The sequence below is a fragment of the Streptomyces sp. NPDC031670 genome, assembly GCF_055580545.1.
Genome location: NZ_JBVILC010000008.1, coordinates 293,082 through 313,226, shown reverse-complemented (window position 1 = coordinate 313,226; position 20,145 = coordinate 293,082). Strand labels below are relative to the sequence as shown.

13 protein-coding genes are annotated in these 20,145 nt (G+C 71.9%); 8 read left to right on the top strand and 5 right to left on the bottom strand.

What is annotated here, in order from left to right:
• Nucleotides 1-24 precede the first annotated feature (24 nt).
• The 7 genes from ACZ5ID_RS18040 to ACZ5ID_RS18010 all read left to right on the top strand — a co-directional run bounded on the left by ACZ5ID_RS18040 (nucleotide 25) and on the right by ACZ5ID_RS18010 (nucleotide 9,020).
• Nucleotides 25-1,116, top strand: coding sequence for a glycosyltransferase family protein (locus ACZ5ID_RS18040; RefSeq protein WP_468898597.1), 1,092 nt, complete (start codon nucleotides 25-27; stop codon nucleotides 1,114-1,116).
• Nucleotides 1,113-2,183, top strand: a complete 1,071-nt coding sequence (locus ACZ5ID_RS18035) for a glycosyltransferase (protein WP_468898594.1) — start codon at nucleotides 1,113-1,115, stop codon at nucleotides 2,181-2,183. The genes ACZ5ID_RS18040 and ACZ5ID_RS18035 overlap by 4 nt, the downstream gene beginning before the upstream one ends.
• Entirely contained in the window at nucleotides 2,180-3,199 is a 1,020-nt protein-coding gene (locus ACZ5ID_RS18030; RefSeq protein WP_468898591.1) for a glycosyltransferase, read from the top strand. The genes ACZ5ID_RS18035 and ACZ5ID_RS18030 overlap by 4 nt, the downstream gene beginning before the upstream one ends.
• On the top strand, nucleotides 3,184-3,999 hold the full coding sequence (locus ACZ5ID_RS18025) for a glycosyltransferase family 2 protein (RefSeq protein ID WP_468898589.1): 816 nt from the start codon (nucleotides 3,184-3,186) through the stop codon (nucleotides 3,997-3,999). Before ACZ5ID_RS18030 ends, ACZ5ID_RS18025 begins: the two co-directional genes overlap by 16 nt.
• 258 nt (nucleotides 4,000-4,257) lie before the next feature.
• Entirely contained in the window at nucleotides 4,258-6,489 is a 2,232-nt protein-coding gene (locus ACZ5ID_RS18020) for a catalase (RefSeq protein WP_468898586.1), read from the top strand.
• Nucleotides 6,490-6,792: 303 nt separating this feature from the next.
• Nucleotides 6,793-7,680, top strand: coding sequence for an SDR family oxidoreductase (locus ACZ5ID_RS18015; RefSeq protein ID WP_468898583.1), 888 nt, complete (start codon nucleotides 6,793-6,795; stop codon nucleotides 7,678-7,680).
• Between the two features lie 110 nt (nucleotides 7,681-7,790).
• Nucleotides 7,791-9,020, top strand: a complete 1,230-nt coding sequence (locus tag ACZ5ID_RS18010; protein WP_468898581.1) for an FUSC family protein — start codon at nucleotides 7,791-7,793, stop codon at nucleotides 9,018-9,020.
• A gap of 76 nt (nucleotides 9,021-9,096) precedes the next feature.
• Here the strand turns inward: ACZ5ID_RS18010 and ACZ5ID_RS18005 are convergent, their stop codons facing one another.
• Complete coding sequence (locus ACZ5ID_RS18005) at nucleotides 9,097-9,621, bottom strand: hypothetical protein (RefSeq protein WP_468898578.1); 525 nt, start codon at nucleotides 9,619-9,621, stop codon at nucleotides 9,097-9,099.
• A gap of 517 nt (nucleotides 9,622-10,138) precedes the next feature.
• Between ACZ5ID_RS18005 and ACZ5ID_RS18000 the strand changes: the two genes are divergently transcribed.
• Entirely contained in the window at nucleotides 10,139-10,642 is a 504-nt protein-coding gene (locus tag ACZ5ID_RS18000; protein ID WP_468898576.1) for a hypothetical protein, read from the top strand.
• 84 nt (nucleotides 10,643-10,726) lie between these two features.
• Here the strand turns inward: ACZ5ID_RS18000 and ACZ5ID_RS17995 are convergent, their stop codons facing one another.
• The 4 genes from ACZ5ID_RS17995 to ACZ5ID_RS17980 form a co-directional block, all read right to left on the bottom strand.
• On the bottom strand, nucleotides 10,727-11,767 hold the full coding sequence (locus tag ACZ5ID_RS17995) for a MerR family transcriptional regulator (RefSeq protein ID WP_468898574.1): 1,041 nt from the start codon (nucleotides 11,765-11,767) through the stop codon (nucleotides 10,727-10,729).
• A 3-nt stretch (nucleotides 11,768-11,770) separates the two neighbouring features.
• Nucleotides 11,771-12,451 (bottom strand): HEAT repeat domain-containing protein, encoded by a 681-nt coding sequence (locus tag ACZ5ID_RS17990; RefSeq protein WP_468898572.1) that lies wholly within the window; start codon nucleotides 12,449-12,451, stop codon nucleotides 11,771-11,773.
• A gap of 154 nt (nucleotides 12,452-12,605) precedes the next feature.
• Complete coding sequence (locus tag ACZ5ID_RS17985) at nucleotides 12,606-15,173, bottom strand: SpoIIE family protein phosphatase (protein ID WP_468898569.1); 2,568 nt, start codon at nucleotides 15,171-15,173, stop codon at nucleotides 12,606-12,608.
• A gap of 76 nt (nucleotides 15,174-15,249) precedes the next feature.
• A complete protein-coding gene (locus ACZ5ID_RS17980; protein WP_468898566.1) occupies nucleotides 15,250-19,839 on the bottom strand; it encodes a HAMP domain-containing protein in 4,590 nt (1,529 codons plus the stop codon).
• Between the last annotated feature and the right edge of the window lie 306 nt (nucleotides 19,840-20,145).

The following is a 20,145-nucleotide window of genomic DNA, read 5'->3' as shown; positions in this document are numbered from 1 at the left end:
TCCTCTCTCCAGAGGAGTGTCACCGTGGCCGACCGCGCTTCTTCCGCCCGAACCCCCGGCGAGATCCGGGTCGCGTCCGTGCCCGCGGGCCACGTGTACGTACGGCACTGCTCGGCGCCGGAAGGCGACGGCGTCAGGCGGCTGACGGACCCCCGGCCCAACGGTGCGCCCAGCACGTCGGAGCGCTGGTGGCCACCGGTCATGCTCGATCCGGACTGGGTGAGCGGCCACCACAAGGACTTCGACGTCTTCCATCTGCACTTCGGGTTCGACGCCCAGAGCCCCGCCCAGCTGTCCGCCCTCGTGGACGCGCTCCGACGGCACGGCAAACCCCTCGTCTACACGGTGCACGACCTGCGCAACCCCCATCAGCCCGATCCCGCGATCCACGACGCGGCCCTCAACGTCGTCGTTCCGGCCGCCGACCGGCTCATCACGCTCACCCCGGGCGCGGCCCGGACCATCCGTGGCCGCTGGAACCGGACGGCGACCGTCCTGCCGCACCCCCATGTGGTGGAGCTGCCGCGACTGACCCGCCCCCGACCGGTCCGCGACCGGTTCCGGGTGGGGGTGCACGCCAAGAGCCTGCGGCCCAACATGTCCGTCCCGCCCGTCGTCCGTGTACTCGCCGACACCGTGGCCGAGCTCGCGGACGCCGAGCTCCAGGTCAACATCCACCGAGAGGTGGCGGACCCGGCCGCGCGGGCCCACGCGCCGCAACTGCTGGCGGAGCTGCGCGAGTTGGAGCGTCGCGGTCGTCTCACCCTCGTCATCCACGACTACTTCGACGACGAGCAGCTCTGGGACTACCTCGCGTCGCTCGACCTGTCCGTGCTGCCCTATCTCTTCGGCACGCACTCGGGGTGGCTGGAGGCGTGCCACGACCTGGGCACCGCGGTCGCGGCCCCGGACTGCGGGTTCTACGCGCAGCAGCGCCCCTGCCTGACGTACGGGCACACCCAGGAGGGCGGCCTCGACGAGGACGCGCTGCGCGAGGCGGTGCTGCGGGCCTACGAGGAGAGGCCGGCACCCCGGGCCACCGAGCGCCACCGTACGCGCGAACGCGTCGAACTCGCCGCCGCTCACCGGGCTCTCTACTCCCGTCTGCTCCGATGAGCACCTTGCGGGTGGCCCTCATCGCGTCGGCGCGTTTTCCCATCAAGGAGCCGTTCGCCGGCGGCCTCGAAGCGCACACCTGGGGGCTGGCGCACGCCCTGACCCGACGCGGGCACCGGGTGGAACTCTTCGCGGCGCCCGGCTCCGACCCGGCGCTCGGGGCGCGCGAGCTGCCCGTACGCCGGGCGGTGCTGAGCGCGGCTGCGCGCTCGGACGCCAGTATGCCGAGCACCACCTGGATGGAGGAGCACCACGCCTACCTGGGGCTCATGCTCGACCTGGCGCGGGACGGCGAGCGGCGTTTCGACGTGGTGCACAACAACAGCCTGCACTATCTGCCGGTCGCGATGGCGTCGGCGCTGCGGGTCCCGGTGATCACCACGCTGCACACGCCGCCCACGCCCTGGCTGGAGTCGGCCATCCAGACCCATGACGCGTGCCCCGTCGTGTTCACCGCCGTCAGCCGGTCCACGGCCTGCGCCTGGCGGCCGATGGTGCCCGAGGCGCTGGTCGTCCGCAACGGTATCGACACCGACTTCTGGACACCCGGTCCGGGCGGGACCGAACTGGCCTGGTCCGGGCGCATGGTGCCGGAGAAGGGCCCCCATCTGGCCATCCGTGCGGCCCGTGCGGCCGGGGTGCGGCTGCGGCTGGCGGGACCGGTCTCGGACGAGCGGTACTTCGAGGAAGAGGTCGCGCCCCTGCTCGACGACGGCGCCGCCGAGTACGTCGGTCACCTCGACCGCAAGGAGCTCGTCGAACTGCTGGGCGCGTCGGCCGCCGCCCTGGTGACACCCGGCTGGGACGAACCGTACGGTCTGGTGGTCGCCGAGGCGCTGGCCTGCGGCACACCCGTCTGCGGCTTCGACCGCGGCGCGCTGGCGGAGATCCTCACCCCGGACTGCGGTCTGCTGGCACCACCGGGGAACGTCGAGGCCCTGGCGGAGCTCATTCCGCGGGCGATGCGGCTCGACCGCCGTGCCGCCCGCGCCAGGGCCGAACGGTTCTGCTCGCTGGAGCACACCGCCGACGCCTACACCACCCTGTACGAGGCGGTGACGCGGTGATCGGCTACTACGTCCACCACCGGGGCCGCGGTCACCTGCACCGGGCGCAGTGCATCGCGGCCCGGGTGGCGGAGCCGGTCACCGTCCTGTCCTCGCTGCCCCGGCCCGGCACCTGGCGCGGGCCGTGGGTCGCGCTGCCGCCGGACACCGCCGACGATCCCGTCGACCACACGGCCCGGGGGCGACTGCACTGGGTGCCGCTGCACCACCGGGGCCATCGCGAACGCATGGGGATCATCGCCGAGTGGATCAGGGCGGAGCACCCGGCGCTGTTCGTGAGCGACGTATCGGTGGAGGCCGCCACGCTGGCGCGGCTCATGGGCATCCCCGTCGTCGTCGCGGCCATGCGCGGCGACCGCCGGGACGAGGCCCACCGCCTGGGCTACGACCTCGCGGACGCCCTTCTCGCCCCCTGGCCCCACTCCCTGCCCGAACCGGGCTGGCCCTCGCACTGGTACGCCAAGACCGTGCACACCGGAAGCATCTCCCGCTACGACCGCCGGCCCCGCCCGGCAGCCGACGGCGAGGGGGCACGGGCCCACGACGAGGTCGTCGTGATGCTCGGTGCCGGAGGCGCCGACGTCACCGCCGCACACCTGCGGGAGGCGGCCCGGGCCACCCCCGGCTGGTCCTGGACCGTCCTCGGTGGCCCCGGGGCGCCCTGGATCGAGGACCCCTGGCCGGTGCTGTGCCGCGCGAGCGTCGTCGTCACCCACGCCGGGCAGAACGCCATCGCGGAGTGCGCCGCGGCGCGCGTACCCGCCGTCGTCATCCCGCAGGACCGGCCGTACGGGGAACAGCACGCCACCGCCCGGGCGCTGCGCGCGGCGGAGCTGGCGAGCGTGCGGGAGACCTGGCCGACCGCCGGGGAGTGGCCGGCCCTGCTCGCCGAGGCGGTCGCCCGCCCCGGACGCTGGGCCCACTGGTGTCCCGGCGACGGCGCCGAGCGGGCCGGACGCCTGCTCACCGAGCTGGCCGCCCGCTCGGGGAGGCAGGCCGCTTGCGTACCGCGGTGATCACCCTGGCCGCCGGCCGCCACACCCATCTGCTCCTCCAGCAGGACGGGCTCGCCCGGGGCACGCGCACCCCGGACCGGTACGTGATCGTCTCCATGGCCGATCCGGGGATCGCGCCGCTCACCGCGGACCGCGAGCCCGTGCCGGACGTGATCACCCTGCCGCTGGCCGACGGACGCCTGCCCCTGGCCGCCGCCCGCAACGCCGGGGCGGCGCGCGCCCTGGAAGTCGGCGCGGACCTGCTGGTCTTCCTCGACGTGGACTGCGTACCCGGCCCCACGCTGCTGGCCGCCTACGCGGGCGCCGCCGAGGACGGCGTGCTGCTGTGCGGCACGGTCGCCTATCTGCCGCCCCCGCCACCGGGCGGCTACGACCTGGCCGTACTGGACGACTTGGCGCCGCCCCATCCGGCGCGTCCGGCCCCCGCCGACGGGGAGCTCCAGCGCGGGGGAGACCCGCGGCTGTTCTGGTCGTTGTCGTTCGCCCTCACCGCCCGTACCTGGAAGCGGATCGGGGGCTTCTGCGAGTCCTACACCGGTTACGGGGGTGAGGACACGGACTTCGCCGCCGCGGCGGCGGGGTGCGGGGTGGACCTGTGGTGGGTGGGCGGCGCCCCCGCGTACCACCAGCACCACCCGACGCACGAGCCACCCGTCCAGCACCTGGACGACATCCTCCGGAACGGGGCGCTCTACAAACGGCGTTGGGGAACATGGCCCATGCTGGGCTGGCTGCGCGCGTTCGAGGCGCTGGGACTGGCCGTCTACGACCCCGGCGCCGACGCGTGGCACAAACGGTGAGGAGACACCGGCCCGGCCGTATACGGCGTGCCGCGCCGGACGCCCGGCGCGGGTACCCGTATGCCCTGCGCCGGACCGACGGCATCGGCCATGAGCGCGACCCCCGGCGCGACCACCGGGTGCGGCCCGGCGCCCGGGAATCCGGCAGATGCCAGAGGACCCCCGCGGATGCGGGTGACAACCGCCGGTGGCCCGTTTGAGGCCGGCCGTCCACCGGTCATGGCTGAGGTGTCCTGACGACCGTCCCTGGGAGAGACCATGACGACAGAGCACCCCACCCCGGACTCCGGCACCGGCGGCCTGCCGGGCAGGCCGGGGCCCGTGTCGCCGCCGACGGCCGAGCCGACCCGGCCCGCCGAGCCGCTGCCGCCCAAGGCCGACCAGCAGGGGCCGGAGACCGTGAGTGCGACGGGCCAGGCCACGGGGGCGGATCCGGCGCGCACGGCGCAGAGCGGCGCCTACCTCACGACGGCTCAGGGGACGCGTCTGTACGACAGCGACCACTCCCTGAAGGCCGGGGCGCGGGGCCCGGTGCTCATCCAGGACCACCATCTGCGGGAGAAGATCACCCACTTCGACCATGAGCGCATTCCGGAGCGGGTCGTCCACGCGCGCGGGGCCGCCGCGCACGGCGTCTTCCAGGGCTACGGCACCGCCACCGAGGTGTGCCGGGCGGCCTTCCTGGCCAAGGACGTGGAGACACCGGTGTTCGTCCGCTTCTCCACCGTCCTCGGCTCCCGGGGTTCGGCCGACACCGTGCGGGACACCCGGGGGTTCGCGACGAAGTTCTACACCGACGAGGGCACCTTCGACCTCGTCGGTAACAACATCCCGGTGTTCTTCATCCAGGACGCGATCAAGTTCCCGGACGTCGTGCACGCGGCCAAACCCCACCCCGACCGCGAGATCCCGCAGGCCCAGAGCGCCCACGACACGTTCTGGGACTTCGTCTCCCTGCACACCGAGGCCACCCACCACACGCTGTGGAACATGTCCGACCGCGGGATCCCGCGCTCCTACCGGATGATGGAGGGCTTCGGCGTCCACACGTACCGCCTGGTCGACACCGGTGGCAAGAGCGTGCTGGTGAAGTTCCACTGGAAGCCCAAGCTGGGTGTGCACTCCCTGGTCTGGGAGGAGGCGCAGCTCATCAACGGGATGGACCCGGACTTCCACCGGCGTGACCTGTTCGACGCGATCGAGGCGGGTGCCTTCCCGCAGTGGGAGCTCGGCATCCAGGTCTTCCCCGACACCCCCGACCAGACCTTCGAGGGAATCGACCTGCTCGACCCCACCAAGATCGTTCCGGAGGAGATCGCCCCGGTCCAGCCGATCGGTCTGATGACGCTGAACGCCAACACCAAGAACTTCTTCGCCGAGACCGAGCAGGTCGCCTTCCACCCCGGCCACCTGGTCCCGGGGATCGACATCACCGATGATCCGCTGCTCGCGGGCCGGCTCTTCTCCTACCTCGACACCCAGATCAGCCGGCTCGGAGGTCCGAACTTCGCGCAGATCCCGATCAACCGGCCGCACGTACCCGTCAACGACATGCTCCGGGACGGCATGCACCAGACCGCCGTGCACACCGGCGTCGCACCGTACCGGCCCAACAGCCTCGACGGCGGCTGCCCCTTCCTCGCGGGACCCGACGCGGGTGCCTACGTGGAGACCCCGGTCCGTATCCCGGAGACGAGCAAGGTCCGCGAGGCACCCGCCTCCTTCGCCGACCACTTCACCCAGCCGCGGCTCTTCTGGCTCAGCATGAGCGCCCCGGAGCGCGAGCACATCATCGCCGCCTACACCTTCGAACTGAACAAGTGCTTCGAACAGGCCGTCAAGGAACGCACCTTGCGGGTGCTGGCGAACATCGACACGCAGTTGTGCGAGAAGGTCGCCGAAGGCCTCGGCCTGCCCGCGCCCGAGGCCACCGTTCCGCTCGCCCCCGCCACCGCGAGCCCGGCCCTGTCCCAGCTGGGAAAGACCTGGCCGACGGACGGGCGGGTGGTCGGCATCGTCGCCGATGCCACCGCCGACCTGGACAGCGTGCGCACCGTGCGGCAGGCCGTTCTGGCCGCCGGCATGGTTCCCCTCGTCATCGCACCGGCCGGTGGCGTCCTGGGCTCCGGCGGTGAGCCGGTAGCCGTCCAGCGGACCTTCGCCACCGCCCGCTCGGTGGAGTACGACGCGCTCCTGTTCGCCGGTACGCCCCGGCCGGGCTCCGACGCCTACGGAGCACGGGACGCCAAGGCCGGCTCTCCCGCGCCCCAGGGAGCGGACCCGCGTGTGCTGTTGCTGCTCACCGAGGCGTACCGGCACGGCAAGGCGATCGGCGGCTGGAACGACGCCCGGGGGCTGTTCGAGGCCTCCGGCATCGGCGCGGACGAGGCCGGGGTCGTGGTGAGCGACAGCGGGCAGGCCGCCGTGGAGAAGATCGTCGAGGCGCTGGCCGAGCACCGCGCCTGGGACAGGTTCCCGGCCGCTGTCTGAGCGCACCCCGTGGCGTGCGCCCGTACAGCCGCCCAGGCGCGCGGGCACACGCCGTATCCCCACGGCGGGGAGCGTCGCTGCGTGTGCGTACGCCTTCTTCGTGCGAGTCCTCGCGGCACCAGGCGGTACGCACAGGCATACCTGCGCTCATCGGGGTACCTGATGCGTATTCCAGCCATGACAACCCGACGGCGGACCGAACGGGCCCGCGCGTGGTGCACGACGCCGGCGGCGCGCGGTCCGCCGGTGCGGCCCCGAGGCGTCCGTCCGCGAGCCCGCCCCTTTCAAGAAAGGCGCCCCCTGATGACCGACCCGACCCGCCCGCAGGACCCGACCGACAAGTACCCGCGGCCCGACCTGCCCCAGCAGGACCAGCAGCACCCCGGCTGGACCGGCCCGATGGACCCGCCGCCGGACCACGGTGAGCAGTCGTACCGGGGCAGTGGTCTGCTGACCGGCCGCAAGGCGGTCCTGACCGGCGGCGACTCCGGCATCGGGCGGGCGGTCGCCCTCGCCTATGCGCGCGAGGGCGCCGATGTGCTCTTCACGCACCTCCCGGAAGAGGAGGAGGACGCGCGCGAGACCGTGCGTCTGGTGGAGGAGGCGGGACGCCGGGCCGTGGCCGTGGTCTGCGACATCCGCGAGGAGCGGCAGTGCCGGGACCTCATCGACCGGGCGGTCGCCGAGTTCGGCCGCATCGATGTACTGGTCAACAACGCGGCGTACCAGATGGCCCAGTCCGACGGCATCGAAGCCATCACCACCGAGCAGTTCGACCGGGTGCTGCGCACCAACCTGTACGGCATGTTCTGGCTGACCAAGATGGCGGTGCCGCACATCCCGGCGGGCGGATCCGTCATCAACACCACCTCGGTCCAGGCCTACCAGCCCAGCCCGCATCTGCTCGACTACGCCATGACCAAGGGCGCGATCGTCACCTTCACCAAGGGCCTGGCGCAGATGCTGGCCGAGCGCGGGATCCGGGTCAACGCCGTCGCGCCGGGACCGGTGTGGACGCCGCTCATCCCGGCGACACTGCCGGACACCGCCGAGTTCGGCAAGCAGGCTCCGCTGGGGCGGCCCGCGCAGCCCGCGGAGATGGCACCGGCGTATGTGTTCCTCGCGTCCGAGCACGCCAGTTTCATCACCGCCGAAATCCTGAACGCCACGGGCGGCTCGCCGCTTCCGTAGCCCCGAAGCGAGGACCGGTCGGGATACGGCGGACGGGACGCGCGGCCCTTCCCGTCGCCGTCGGCCGGGGAGCGCGCGTGAGTGGCGGAGTGCGAGCACGGGATGGAACGTTGAAAGATCTGCGCCAGGCCTCCCGCCAGTGGAGGCAGTGGGCAACCTGGGAGTGCGCGTCGGTGTTCCGGTCGGCGCGACGAGCGCTGGGAGGACCGGGACCCGAGCGGGACACCGCCGTCCAGGCCCTGAAGGCAGCCGCGGCGGCGCTGATCGCCTGGGCGCTGGCGGGCTGGTGGTGGAAGGCGCCGATGGCGCTGCTGGCGCCCTGGACGGCGCTCCTGCTGGTGCAGAGCACCGTCTACCGGTCGCTGAAAACGGCGCTCCAGCAGTTCGTGGTCGTGGTGGTGGGTACGCTGCTGGCGGCCGGCGCCGGCCTGCTGATGGGCAACACCATGCTGGCCATGCTCGTCGTGCTCCCGGTGACGATGCTCTTCGGCTCGTACGCCCGGTTCGGCACGCAGGGCCTCAACGCGCCGACCGCCGCGCTGTTCGTCCTGGTCTACGGGACGTACTCGGGTTTCGCGATCGTCCACCGCTTCCTGGAGACGCTGCTCGGAGCGGTCATCGGCCTCACGGTCAACGCGCTCGTGCTGCCCCCGGTGCACTCCCGCAGCGTGCGCCACCTCCGCGCACGTCTGCCCGAGGAGAGCGCGGCGCTCCTGGACGCGGTCGCGGACGGGCTCGGTGACGGGGACTTCTCCCGCCAGGACGCCCAGGGCTGGCACGACCGGGCGAGGCGGCTCACCGACCATGTCACCGACCTGCGCACGGCCCGCCGTTGGTCGGACGAGAGCTACCGCTTCAACCCCGGCCACAAGCTGCGCCGTTCGGAGCCGGCGCCGCCGGCCGCCGACTGGGACTTCGTGTGGGACCGGATCACGAGCCATGTCGAAGCGATCACCCGAACCCTTGCCGAGGCGCCCGAAGGACGGTCCGACGGCTCGGTCCTGCCGGACCCGGCACCCAGCATCGTGGCCCGGCTGCTGCGGGCGGCCGGGGAGGTGTGCGCGCTCGACGACACGGCCGGCCGCCCCGCCCACGAGGCGGGGGAGGGCGAAGAGGAGCCCGGTGAACGTGACCGCGGGCGGCGCGAGGCACTGCGCTGCGCGTACACCGCGCAGAACGAGCTGACCGCACTGTTCCGCGAGCGCGGCGACGCACGGCAGGACGTACTCGCGGCCGTCACGGCGGACACGATCCGGCTGCTCGCGGATCTGTCCACGGTCGTGGGAGCGGACTCGGACGACGGGGCGGGCCAGGCGGAGGCCGACGCGGGGCGGGCGTAGGGAATCGCGGGCGCGGGAGGCGGGCCCCAGCGGGTCGAATCCCGCTGGGGTCTCCTGTCCTCTCCTACACGCGTGGTCAGGCGTGCGGCGGTGCGGCCGGCAGCTCACTCGTGGGAGTCGCCGGCGCGGCGGGTGACTGAACCCCCGCGGGGTGCGCGGGAGCAGCCGGCTTGGCCGGTACGTTCTCCAGGGAACCGGCCTGCTTCGACGCCTCCTGCGTGCCGGGGGCCGCCGGCATGTTCGGCATGTTCGGCATGTGCGGCACCTGGGCCGCGGCGTCGTGCGCGGCCGGCTTGGCCGGCATGTTCTCCAGCGGTGTCGCCGGCTTGGCCGGGAGGTGCTCCACCGGGGCGGCAGGCTTGGCGGGCTCCACCGGGGCCGCGGGCTTGGCCGGCTGCTGCGTGGCCGCCGGCGGGGTCACCGGCGCGGCCGGCGGCAGCGGGGATACCGGGGGTGTGGGGTTGGGGTCCTCGGCGGTCGCGGCGGTGGTGGTGGGCGCGTTCGGGGTGGCGGCGGCGGTCGGTGCCGCGGCGATCACCCCGGCCGCAGCGATGAGGGCGAGCGGCCACAGCGGACGACGGTGACGGGGGAGCAGATGCACGGTGGAACACCTTTCAATTACCGTAATGCCCCATTAAGGGCCTTTCGTTATTACTCAACACCCGTCCGGCGTTCTTCGCTTCTCCGGTGTGTCATACGTGCCATGGCCCCAAGGAGTCGCGTCCTGACGGCAGTAGCCCGGCTGGGCCAATGGCGAGAGCCGATGTCGCCTTCGACTTCCCCGAACGCGCCTGCGGGGCGGTGGGGTTCGGACGGCCGGTTCGGCGCGGTGGCGGCGGCGGCCGGACGGGACGACGAGGTCATCCCCGTCGTGGGCTCCCCGCCGGCCCGGGGCCGCTGTCAACAGAGCTCCCGCAGCCCGTGCGACCAGGCGTTTCTACCGACCGGTACGCAGGGAGGCACGGGTCGTCAGGCACGGTGCTTCCCGTTATTCTCGGAAGTGAGGGACCACCGCAACTGCCCCGGCCTCCGCAGAGGAGCCGGCCTGGCGCGGAGTGTCCGTCACTCCGTCGTCCCGTCGTCACCCGCGAGGCTCTGCGGTGACGAAGGGAGCGGTCATGAACATCCTCGTCCGGCGGCGTACGCCGGCTCTCTTGTGCACGGCCCTGATGATGGCGACCGGACTGGCGCTCGCGCCCGGCGCGGCTGCCACGCACGCATCGGCCACGGCCCCGCAGCGGCAGTGCACCGTCCGCGACGGCTATCCGCCCGAAGAGCGGAGCACCGGCGTCGGCGGCACCCCCACGAAGTACAAGCACACGTACTCCCCGTACGTAGGCGCCCGGTACGACAGGTGCGCACGCACGCTCAAGCTGTACTACGGCGGCTACACCAGCCCCCAGTTCGCCAACTACGAGGTGTCGTACGCCCATCCGACCGGGCGAGACTGGGTGAGCTGGCAGGTGCGTATGGGGCCGGACCGGGTCGCGACCTGGAACAACCCCGAAATCGGCAGCTGGAACTTCAAGGTGCGTGCCTGCGCCCAGTCGATCGACGAAGGGCAGGGACGCAACTGCACGGGCTGGTCCCCGCAACTGTTCGTCTACACGGGCTCCGGCTGACCGGCTCGCCCGTGCGCGGGAGGCCCACGGCCGGTCACACCCCGGAGGAGGGCGCGGCCGGGGCGGCCGTGTGGCCCTGCCCGGTCAGCTCGCGTCGCGCAGCCGAAGCAGATACACCGCGGTCAGCGCGACGGCACGGTCCTTGTCGGACGACAGTTCCGCGAGGGCACGCGCCGCCGTCGCCCCCGGGATGCCGGCCAACGCCTGGGTCAGCCGCCCGCGGGCCGGCTGTGCGGTGAACTCGGTGGATTCGGTGCGTTCGCTCAATTCGCTGAAGTCGCCGCCGAGACGGTCGACGAGCAGGGTCGCGATCCGCTCCGCCGTCGCGGTGTCGCTCGCCAGCACGCTCAGAGCGTCGGCGGCGTCGGTGTCGTTCCGGCCCTCCACGATCATGTCGAGGAGCACCGGAACCGCATCGGCCGCTCCTCGTGTCCCGAGCGCCACAGCCGCGTGACCCCGGACCACCGCGTCAGGGCTCGCGAGAGCGTCCCGCAGCCGCTCGGTGGCCTCGTCGCCGGGCAGCTCGGAGAGGGACCGGACGGCACGTTCGCGCACGGCCGCCACCGGGGAGGCGAGCCCCTTCGCCAGGAGGGCCGGGCCGCCGTCGCCCGCTCGCGCCAGCGCCCAGCGCAGGGCTCCGGCGACGTTCGGATCAGGCTCCCCGAGTACCGCCTCGACCAGTGCCTCGACCGGCACCGAAACGTCGACGGCCGAGGAGAGGGCCGCGCGCTGGCGGGCGTCGGCGCTCGTCGAGCCCAGTGCCTGCAGAAGGGCGACGACCTGGAGGACGTCCGCCCAGTCGTCGGGTTCCGCGGCATCGATCCGGCACAGCCGCGTGAGCAGTTCGGTCTCCGTCGCGATACGTGTCCGTGTCTGGTCGATGAGGTCGCCGACGAGCGCCGAGGGCGTGAAGCCGGGCTCGTCGAGGGCGCGCCCGATCTCCCGCAGCGACAGCCCCAGCGACCGCAGGCTCTCGATCTGGAAGATCCGCCGGATGTCGGCGCCGGAGTACTCCCGGTATCCGGAGCCGGTACGCCCCGAGGGCCGCACCAGACCCAGCGACTCGTAGTGCCTGAGCATGCGGGCGCTGACCCCGGAGCGTCGCGCCACCTCACCGATCAACACGTCTCATTCTCCCTCGAGGCCGTCCCCGCCGTCCCCGCCGAGGGCCACCACGCGCTTCGCCTCCTCGACGGCGAACCCGAACCCGGCGTCCGGGTCGTGCAACAGCCGCTCGGTGGCGCGCGCGTGGGCGCGTACACGTGGGTCGGGGTTGGCCGTCGCCGCGTGCAGAGCCGGCACGATCGCCTCACCCAGCGAGACCAGGGCCCGGCTCAGACTGAGCTGGGTCTCCCGCTCACCGCGCCCGAGCTGCGTCGCCAGCACCACCGCCAGGGCGGGCTCGTCGCCGTACGGTACGAGAACGACCGCGGTCCGCCAGGCGGCCCGCGCGACCTCCTCGTCCGCGTCGCCCAGCAGCGCCGGGGTGACCGCGGGCCACGCCCGCCGGTCCCCGATCTTGGAGAGCGTGTGCAGCGCCTGGCTTCGCGCCTGCGCCTGCCCGGAGCGGAGGGCGCGGAGCAGCGCCGGGAGCGTCAAGGACACCGGGTGACGGGTGAGCGCCCACGTCAGCATGTCGCGGACGAAGAACTCGGGCTCGCACGCGCAGCGCTCGACGAGCTTGTCGACGAAGCGCGGATCGGGCGTCGTACCGACCTCCAGAGCGGCCCGCAGCCGTACGGAGGACCGGGCGTCCTCCAGCCCCTGGAGTGCTCGGACCGTCTCGGTGGTGTGCTGCGTGATCGTCATGGGACCACCTCCTCGGCAAGCAGTGAAGTCCTTGTCACTGTGTCAAGGTCAAACGGGGGTGGGCCGGGGCGTGGTCGTCAGGGCTGAGCGGGCCGCCTGACGGGCACGTGTGACGGGTCGGGGCAGGGGTGCGTCGGCGCCCCTGCCCCCTCGCTCACGCCGACGGCTCCTCAAGGACCTCGATGCCGATGAGGCAGGTGTCGTCGTCGGTGTCGGACTTGCTGTACGTCAGCAGTCGGTCCAGCCGCTGGCTGAGACCGTCGACCGGGGTCTGGGCGTTGGTCAGCAGCTGCGTGAGGGACTCCTGCATCGCGGTGTCCCGTCGCTCGACGAGGCCGTCCGTGTACATCAGCAGGGTGTCGCCCGGCTGGAGTTGGATCTCGTCCTCTTCGTAGGCGGCCTCCGGCAGCGCTCCCAGCAGGAGGCCCCCGGTGAGCGGCAGGGCGCTCGCCCGGTCCGTGCGGACCAGGACCGGGGGGAGGTGTCCGGCGCGGGCCCAGCGCAGCGTACGGGTGGTGGGGTCGTACAGGGCGCAGACAGCGGTGGCCGTGACCTGGTCGGTGAGGTGGTGGGCGACGTTGTTGAGCCAGGACAGAAGCTGTCCCGGTCCCGCCCCCGTCATGGCCAGACCGCGCAGGGCGTTGCGCAGGATCACCATGCCGGTGGCCGCGTCGATACCGTGGCCCGCGACGTCACCGACGCACAGCAGGATCTGCTCGGAGGGCAGGACGACGGCGTCGTACCAGTCGCCGCCGACCAGCGCCTCGGACTCGGCGGGCCGGTAGCGCACGGCGACCTGCAGACCCGGTACCTGGAGCGGGCCGTGGGCCGGCGGCATGATGGCGTGCTGGAGTTGCAGCGCCAGCCGGTTGCGTTCGGCGGACTCCTGCGCGGTCTGGGCGAGTTGGTCGCGGGTGGCCGCGAGGGCGACCTCGGTCCAGTGCTGGGCGGAGATGTCCTGGTAGGCGCCCCGGATGCGGAGAAGGTGCCCTTCGCTGTCCAGTACGGGTTCGGCGACGATACGGATGTGCCGGGTGACCCCGTCGCCGCGCTGGAGGCGGAAGGCGACGGTGGCGGAGCGCTGGTGGAACAGGATGGTGCGCAGGAACCGGCCGATGGCGATGGCGTCGTCGGCGTGGGCGTGCGCGGCGAGGTCCTTGAGGGGGACGGGGCCCTGCGTGGGGCGCCGCCCGTGGAGGGCGTAGAGCTGACTGTTCCAGGTGATCTCGCCGGTCGCGAGGTCCTCCTCGAAGCCGCCGATGCGGCCGAGCCGCTGGGCGTGCTGGAGCAGGCTGGCGAGGCGGGCGGTCTCATCCTCGATGCGCCAGATCACCAGCAGGCTGCTGCCGTGACGGGTGACGCTGATGTCGGCGACGAGCTGCAGGGGGACCTGGTCGACCAGTGTCGTCAGCGCTATGCGCTGGACGCGCAGGGGCTCGCCGGTGGCGTAGACCCGCTCCATGTGGTTGTAGAGGTCGCTGCCCCCGATGGCCATGGGGTAGGTCTCCAGCAGCAGCCCGCCGTTGAGGGCGCTGCGCGGCCGGCCGGCCGGGTCCTTGAAGTGGACGTTGGCGTGGTGGATGCGGAAGTCGGCCAGGCTGCCGTCGGTGTTCAGGTGCGGGGTGAGGACGAGGGCCGCGTCGTGCAGTCCGTCGGACAGGTCGACCAGTTCGGCCGCCGCCGGGTCGCGCCCGGTGGAGCGGGGCACCGAGGGCGAGGGGGTGGGAAGGCTCTCCAGGGTGTGGGCGCACAGCTCGGCCAGCGCTTCGAGCTGCCGCTCGACCGCCTGGGGCAGCGGGGGGAGGGGCCGGGGCCAGCAGATCTCCAGCACGCCGTGGATACGGCCGCCGGTGCCGGCGCAGATGGCGACCCGGCCGCCCTCGGGACAGTCGGGCTGGCCGATCGACGGCATCGACGCGACGGACTCCAGGTGTACGGTGCCGCGGCTCGACAGGGCCTGCCGGGCCACGGTCGCCACGCCGGGCGGTACGTAGCGCCACCGCTCGGCCTCCTCCCTGCTGAAGCCGGCGTGGCCGCTGAGGACGAGGGAGCCGTCACGGCCCGCGGTCCACACGGCCACGGCCACGGCGTCCAGCGGAGCCAGCGCGTGTTGCAGCAGCGACTCCGCGACCGCCTGGGTGTCGTCGGCGGCCAGCGCCGCGCTCTCCGCCGTCCGCAGCCGTACGGCCACGGATGCGGCACTGTCGGCGTCGGTCTCGGAGGCCGTGCGGCGTACGAAGTCGGCGGCGACCTGGGCGACCTGGTCGCGTGCGGCTTCGTTGATGATGTCGGCGGCCAGTTCCAGTTCGGACATGCCCGCCTGTTCGGCCAGCTCGGCGAGTTGCCGGGCGGCCTGTGCGGGCCCGCAGTGCAACCGCTCGATCATGACGCCCTTGGCGAGTTCGACCAGGGCGCGGCCCTCCACGGCGGCTCGGGCGGCCTGCACCTCGGCGCGCAGCCGCGCCACGGTGGCGGCCAGCCTGCCCACGGCCTCGGTACCTTCCTGGCCCGTGGCCGCGGCGGGCGCGTGCGGTCGCCACGACGCGGTCCCGGCGACCGCCTGCGACGGCTGCCCGTCCGCGTTTCGCGCGCCCTTCTGGGCCGGCACGGCCACCTCCTGAGCGGGGGCGGCGGCCGGCGCGGGTGAGGCGTCTTGGCCGGAGGACACGTCCTCACCGGCGCCGGGCTCGGCGTGGCCCCCGGCGTGCTCGCTGACACTCATCGGGCGAGAGTCTCCTTGGTGTCAACGGCGGACGGACGAAGAGGCCGGGGTTCGGCCCGGCGGCCCGGGGCGGACGTCACTTGTCACCGAGCCAGTGCCGGATGCACGCCAGGAGGTCGTCGGCGTCCACGGGCTTGGTGATGTAGTCGCTGGCGCCCGAGGCGAGGCTCTTGTCCCGGTCGCCCGGCATCGCCTTGGCGGTGACGGTGATGATCGGCAGGTCCACGTACTCCGGCATCTGCCGGATCTCCGTCGTCGCCGCGTAGCCGTCCATCTCGGGCATCATCACGTCCATCAGGATCAGGTCGACCTCGGGATGGGCGCACAGCGCATCGATTCCCTTGCGCCCGTCCTCCGCGTGCAGCACGCGGATTCCGTGCAGTTCCAGGATGCCGCTGATGGCGTAGAGGTTGCGGGCGTCGTCGTCGACGACGAGCACCGTGCGGCCCATGAGGGTCTCGTCGACGCCGCCGGCCTCGTGCTGGCGCGGCTTGTCCCCTCTGACCAGCGCGATGACATCGCCGGGCTGTTCGGCGGAGAGATGCAGCACGATGCGTTCGCGCAGTTCGTCCAGGCTGGAGAGGATCTCCAGCGGGCGCTCGGCGGCCCGCGCCTGCAAGGCGTGCTCCTGGTCCGCGTTCAGCCGCTGGCTGTTGTGGGCCAGTACGGGCACCTGACGCAGGGCGGCGTCGCCGTCCATCGCGTCGAGGAAGGTCCACGCCTCACTGTTCGCCATGTCGACGTCGAGGACGACGCAGTGGAAGGGGTCGGCGGCGAGGGCCGCGGCGGCCTCCTGCGCGCCCACCACGGTGATGACCTCGTGGCTGTGCTCACCCGGCAGCTCCGGGCTGTTCTCCAGGTTGGCGACCGCGCTCTCGGCGACCAGCGAGAGCAGGCCGCGCTGACGGTCCTCGATCACCAGCAGCCGCCGCGAACGGCGGGCGGGAACGTCCGCCGCGGCCGGCGGCAGCTGCCGCTGCTCGGCCGACGGCAGGCCCCTCACCGCGTCCTCGGCAGCGGCCAGCGCGTCGCTGCCGGTCACCTGGGCGATCAGGTCGCTGGACGAGGCCGGCAGGTAGAGCGTGAACGTGCTGCCCACCTCCGGTGTGCTCTGCGCGGTGATGGCACCGCCGAGCAGGTGCGCCATCTCCCGGCTGATGGACAGCCCCAGGCCCGTGCCGCCGTGCTTGCGGCTGGTCGTGCCGTCGGCCTGCTGGAACGCGCCGAAGATGGCCTCCAGATGCTGGGCCGCGATACCGATACCGGTGTCCTTGACCCGGAAGGCCACCACCGGGCCGCCCGGGTGCACGCTCGCGGGGATCTCGCCGTCCTGGGCCAGCTCGATGGCCAGCTCGACACTGCCGTACTCGGTGAACTTCACCGCGTTGGAGATGAGGTTGCGCAGCACCTGCCGCAGCCGCGAGTCGTCCGTGAACAGCTCCACCGGCACATTCGGAGCGGTGGTGATGGTGAACCCGAGGCTCTTCTGCGTGGTCATCGGCCGGAACGTGGCCTCGATGTCGTTCAGCAGCGGGCGCATCGGGACCCGCTCGGGGTTGATATCCATCTTGCCCGCCTCGACCTTGGACAGGTCCAGGATGTCGTTGATCAGCTGGAGCAGGTCCGAGCCCGCCGAGTGGATGATGCCCGCGTACTCGACCTGCTTCGGAGTGAGGTTGCGGGTGTGGTTCTGCGCGAGCAACTGGGCCAGGATCAGCAGGCTGTTGAGCGGGGTGCGCAGCTCGTGGCTCATGTTGGCCAGGAACTCCGACTTGTACTTCGAGGCCAGCGAGAGCTGCTGCGCGCGGTCCTCCAGCTCCTGGCGCGCCTGTTCGATCTCCAGGTTCTTCGCCTCGATGTCACGGTTCTGGGAGGCGAGGAGCTGAGCCTTGTCCTCCAGCTCCGCGTTGGAGCGCTGGAGCTCCTCCTGCTGGACCTGGAGCTCCTCGGAGCGGGCCTGCAGCTCCGCGGCCAGGCGCTGGGACTCGTCCAGCAGCTCGTCGGTGCGCGCGTTGGCGAGGATGGTGTTGACGTTCGCGCCGAGCGTCTCCATGAGCCGGTCGAGGAAGTCGCGGTGGATGTCCGTGAACGGGGTGAAGGCGGCCAGCTCGATCACGCCGAGCACCTGCTCCTCCACCACGATGGGCAGGATGATCAGACCGCCGGGCGACGCCGTGCCCAGACCGCTGGAGATACCGATGTACTCGGCGGGGACACCGTCGGCGGCGATGACGCGACGGCTGCGTGCCGCCTGCCCGACCAGCGACTCGCCGGGCTTGAACCGGTCGTGGCCGGTGAGGCCGACGGGCCGTCCGTAGGAGCCGACGAGCGTCAACTCGGTGCCGGCCGCCGTCTCTTCGGCGAGGTAGAAGGCGCCGTACTGTGCGGAGACCAGCGGAGTGAGCTCGTCCATGACCAGCTCGGCCACCACGGCGAGGTCCCGGTGGCCCTGCATGAGCCCGGAGATGTGGGCCAGGCTCGACTTGAGCCAGTCCTGCTCCTCGTTGGTCCGGGTCGTCTCGCGCAGCGAGCCGACCATGGCGTTGATGTTGTCCTTGAGCTCGGCGACCTCGCCGGAGGCCTCCACCGTGATCGAGCGCGTCAGGTCGCCCTCGGCGACGGCGCTGGCCACCTCGGCGATCGCACGGACCTGCCGGGTGAGGTTCCCGGCGAGCTCGTTCACGTTCTCGGTCAGCCGCTTCCAGGTGCCGGAGAGGCCCTCGACCTCGGCCTGACCGCCGAGCCGTCCCTCGCTGCCCACTTCGCGGGCGACGCGGGTGACCTCGGCGGCGAACGAGGAGAGCTGATCGACCATGGTGTTGATGGTGGTCTTGAGCTCAAGGATCTCGCCGCGGGCGTCGACGTCGATCTTCTTCGTCAGATCGCCGTTGGCGACGGCGGTCGTCACCTGCGCGATGTTGCGGACCTGACCGGTGAGGTTGTTCGCCATCGAGTTGACGTTGTCGGTGAGGTCCTTCCAGGTGCCGGCGACGTTGGGCACCCGCGCCTGACCGCCGAGCCGTCCCTCGGTGCCGACCTCGCGGGCCACCCGGGTGACCTCGTCGGCGAACGCGGACAGGGTGTCGACCATGGTGTTGATCACGCCGGCGAGCGCCGCGACCTCACCCTTGGCCTCGACGGTGATCTTCTGCGAGAGATCGCCGCGCGCCACCGCGGTGGCCACCTGGGCGATCGAGCGGACCTGGCCCGTCAGGTTCGAGGCCATGACGTTGACGTTGTCGGTGAGGTCCTTCCAGGTGCCGGAGACCCCGCGTACCGTCGCCTGGCCGCCGAGATTGCCCTCGGTGCCGACCTCGCGGGCGACGCGGGTGACCTCGTCGGCGAAGGCGGAGAGCTGGTCGACCATCGTGTTGATGGTGTCCTTGAGCTCCAGGATCTCGCCCCGGGCGTCCACCCGGATCTTCTGGGAGAGGTCGCCCTGCGCGACCGCGGTGGTGACCTCGGCGATGGAGCGGACCTGGGCGGTGATGTTGTCCGCCATGACGTTGACGGACTCGGTCAGGTCCTTCCAGGTACCGGAAACGCCCTTGACGTCGGCCTGGCCGCCGAGCCGTCCCTCGGTGCCGACCTCGCGGGCGACGCGGGTGACTTCGTCGGCGAAGGCGGAGAGTTGGTCGACCATCGTGTTGATGGTGTTCTTCAGTTCCAGGATCTCGCCGCGCGCGTCCACGCCGATCTTCTGCGAGAGGTCGCCCTTGGCCACGGCGGTGGCGACCTGGGCGATGGAGCGCACCTGGGCCGTCAAGTTGCCGGCCATGAAGTTCACCGAGTCGGTCAGATCCCGCCAGGTGCCCTTGACGCCCTTGACGTCGGCCTGTCCGCCCAGGCTGCCTTCGGTGCCGACCTCGCGGGCGACGCGGGTGACTTCGTCGGCGAAGGCGGAGAGTTGGTCGACCATCGTGTTGATGGTGTTCTTCAGTTCCAGGATCTCCCCGCGCGCGTTCACCGTGATCTTCTGCGACAGATCGCCCTGGGCGACCGCGGTCGTCACCTGCGCGATATTGCGGACCTGGTCGGTCAGGTTGCCGGCCATGAAGTTGACCGAGTCGGTCAGATCGCGCCACACCCCGCCGACACCGGGCACCTGGGCCTGACCGCCGAGCTGTCCCTCGCTGCCCACTTCGCGGGCGACGCGGGTGACCTCGGCGGCGAACGAGGAGAGCTGGTCCACCATCGTGTTGACGGTGTCCTTCAGCTCCAGGATCTCGCCGCGCGCGTCCACGTCGATCTTCTGGGACAGATCACCCCGGGCCACCGCCGTCGCCACCTGGGCGATGTCGCGGACCTGTGTGGTGAGGTTGCCCGCCATGGCGTTGACCGAGTCGGTCAGGTCCGCCCAGGTGCCGGACACCCCGGGCACGTCCGCCTGGCCGCCGAGTGTTCCCTCGGTGCCCACCTCGCGCGCCACCCTGGTCACCTCGGAGGTGAACAGGGACAGCTGGTCGACCATGCCGTTGAAGACGGTGGCGATCTCCCCGAGCAGCCCGTCCGCGTCGTCCGGCAGCCGGGTGCCGAAATCGCCGTCGCGTACGGCTGTGAGTCCGGCGAGCAGCTGACGCAGCTCCGGCTCCCCGACCTTCGCTGCGGCACGCGGCGACTTGGCCCGGGTCACCGGGCGTGACGTCTCAACTGACGTCTCAGGCATGACAACCTCGTTCCAACGCTGGCGGTACGACATGGTGTGGGCTGCCGTAGAGCCGTACCGGCGCTGAACCTTCACACACCGGCGAACCCCCGACTGTTTCCGTGAGGAAACTGTGTACAACGATACCCGCCGCCCATAAGTGGGAAGGTGATCCAAGAGGTTCTTGTGACCGGTGGTGAAAGCGGCGGGGTGCGTTTGTGACCAGCCCCGTTTGCCCCTTTCCCGGGAGTCGAATCGCCTCACTTCCCGTGACCTGGGCCACACTTTGCCCTCTTGCCCTGCCTGGGTGGGCGAAATGTTCAGCTA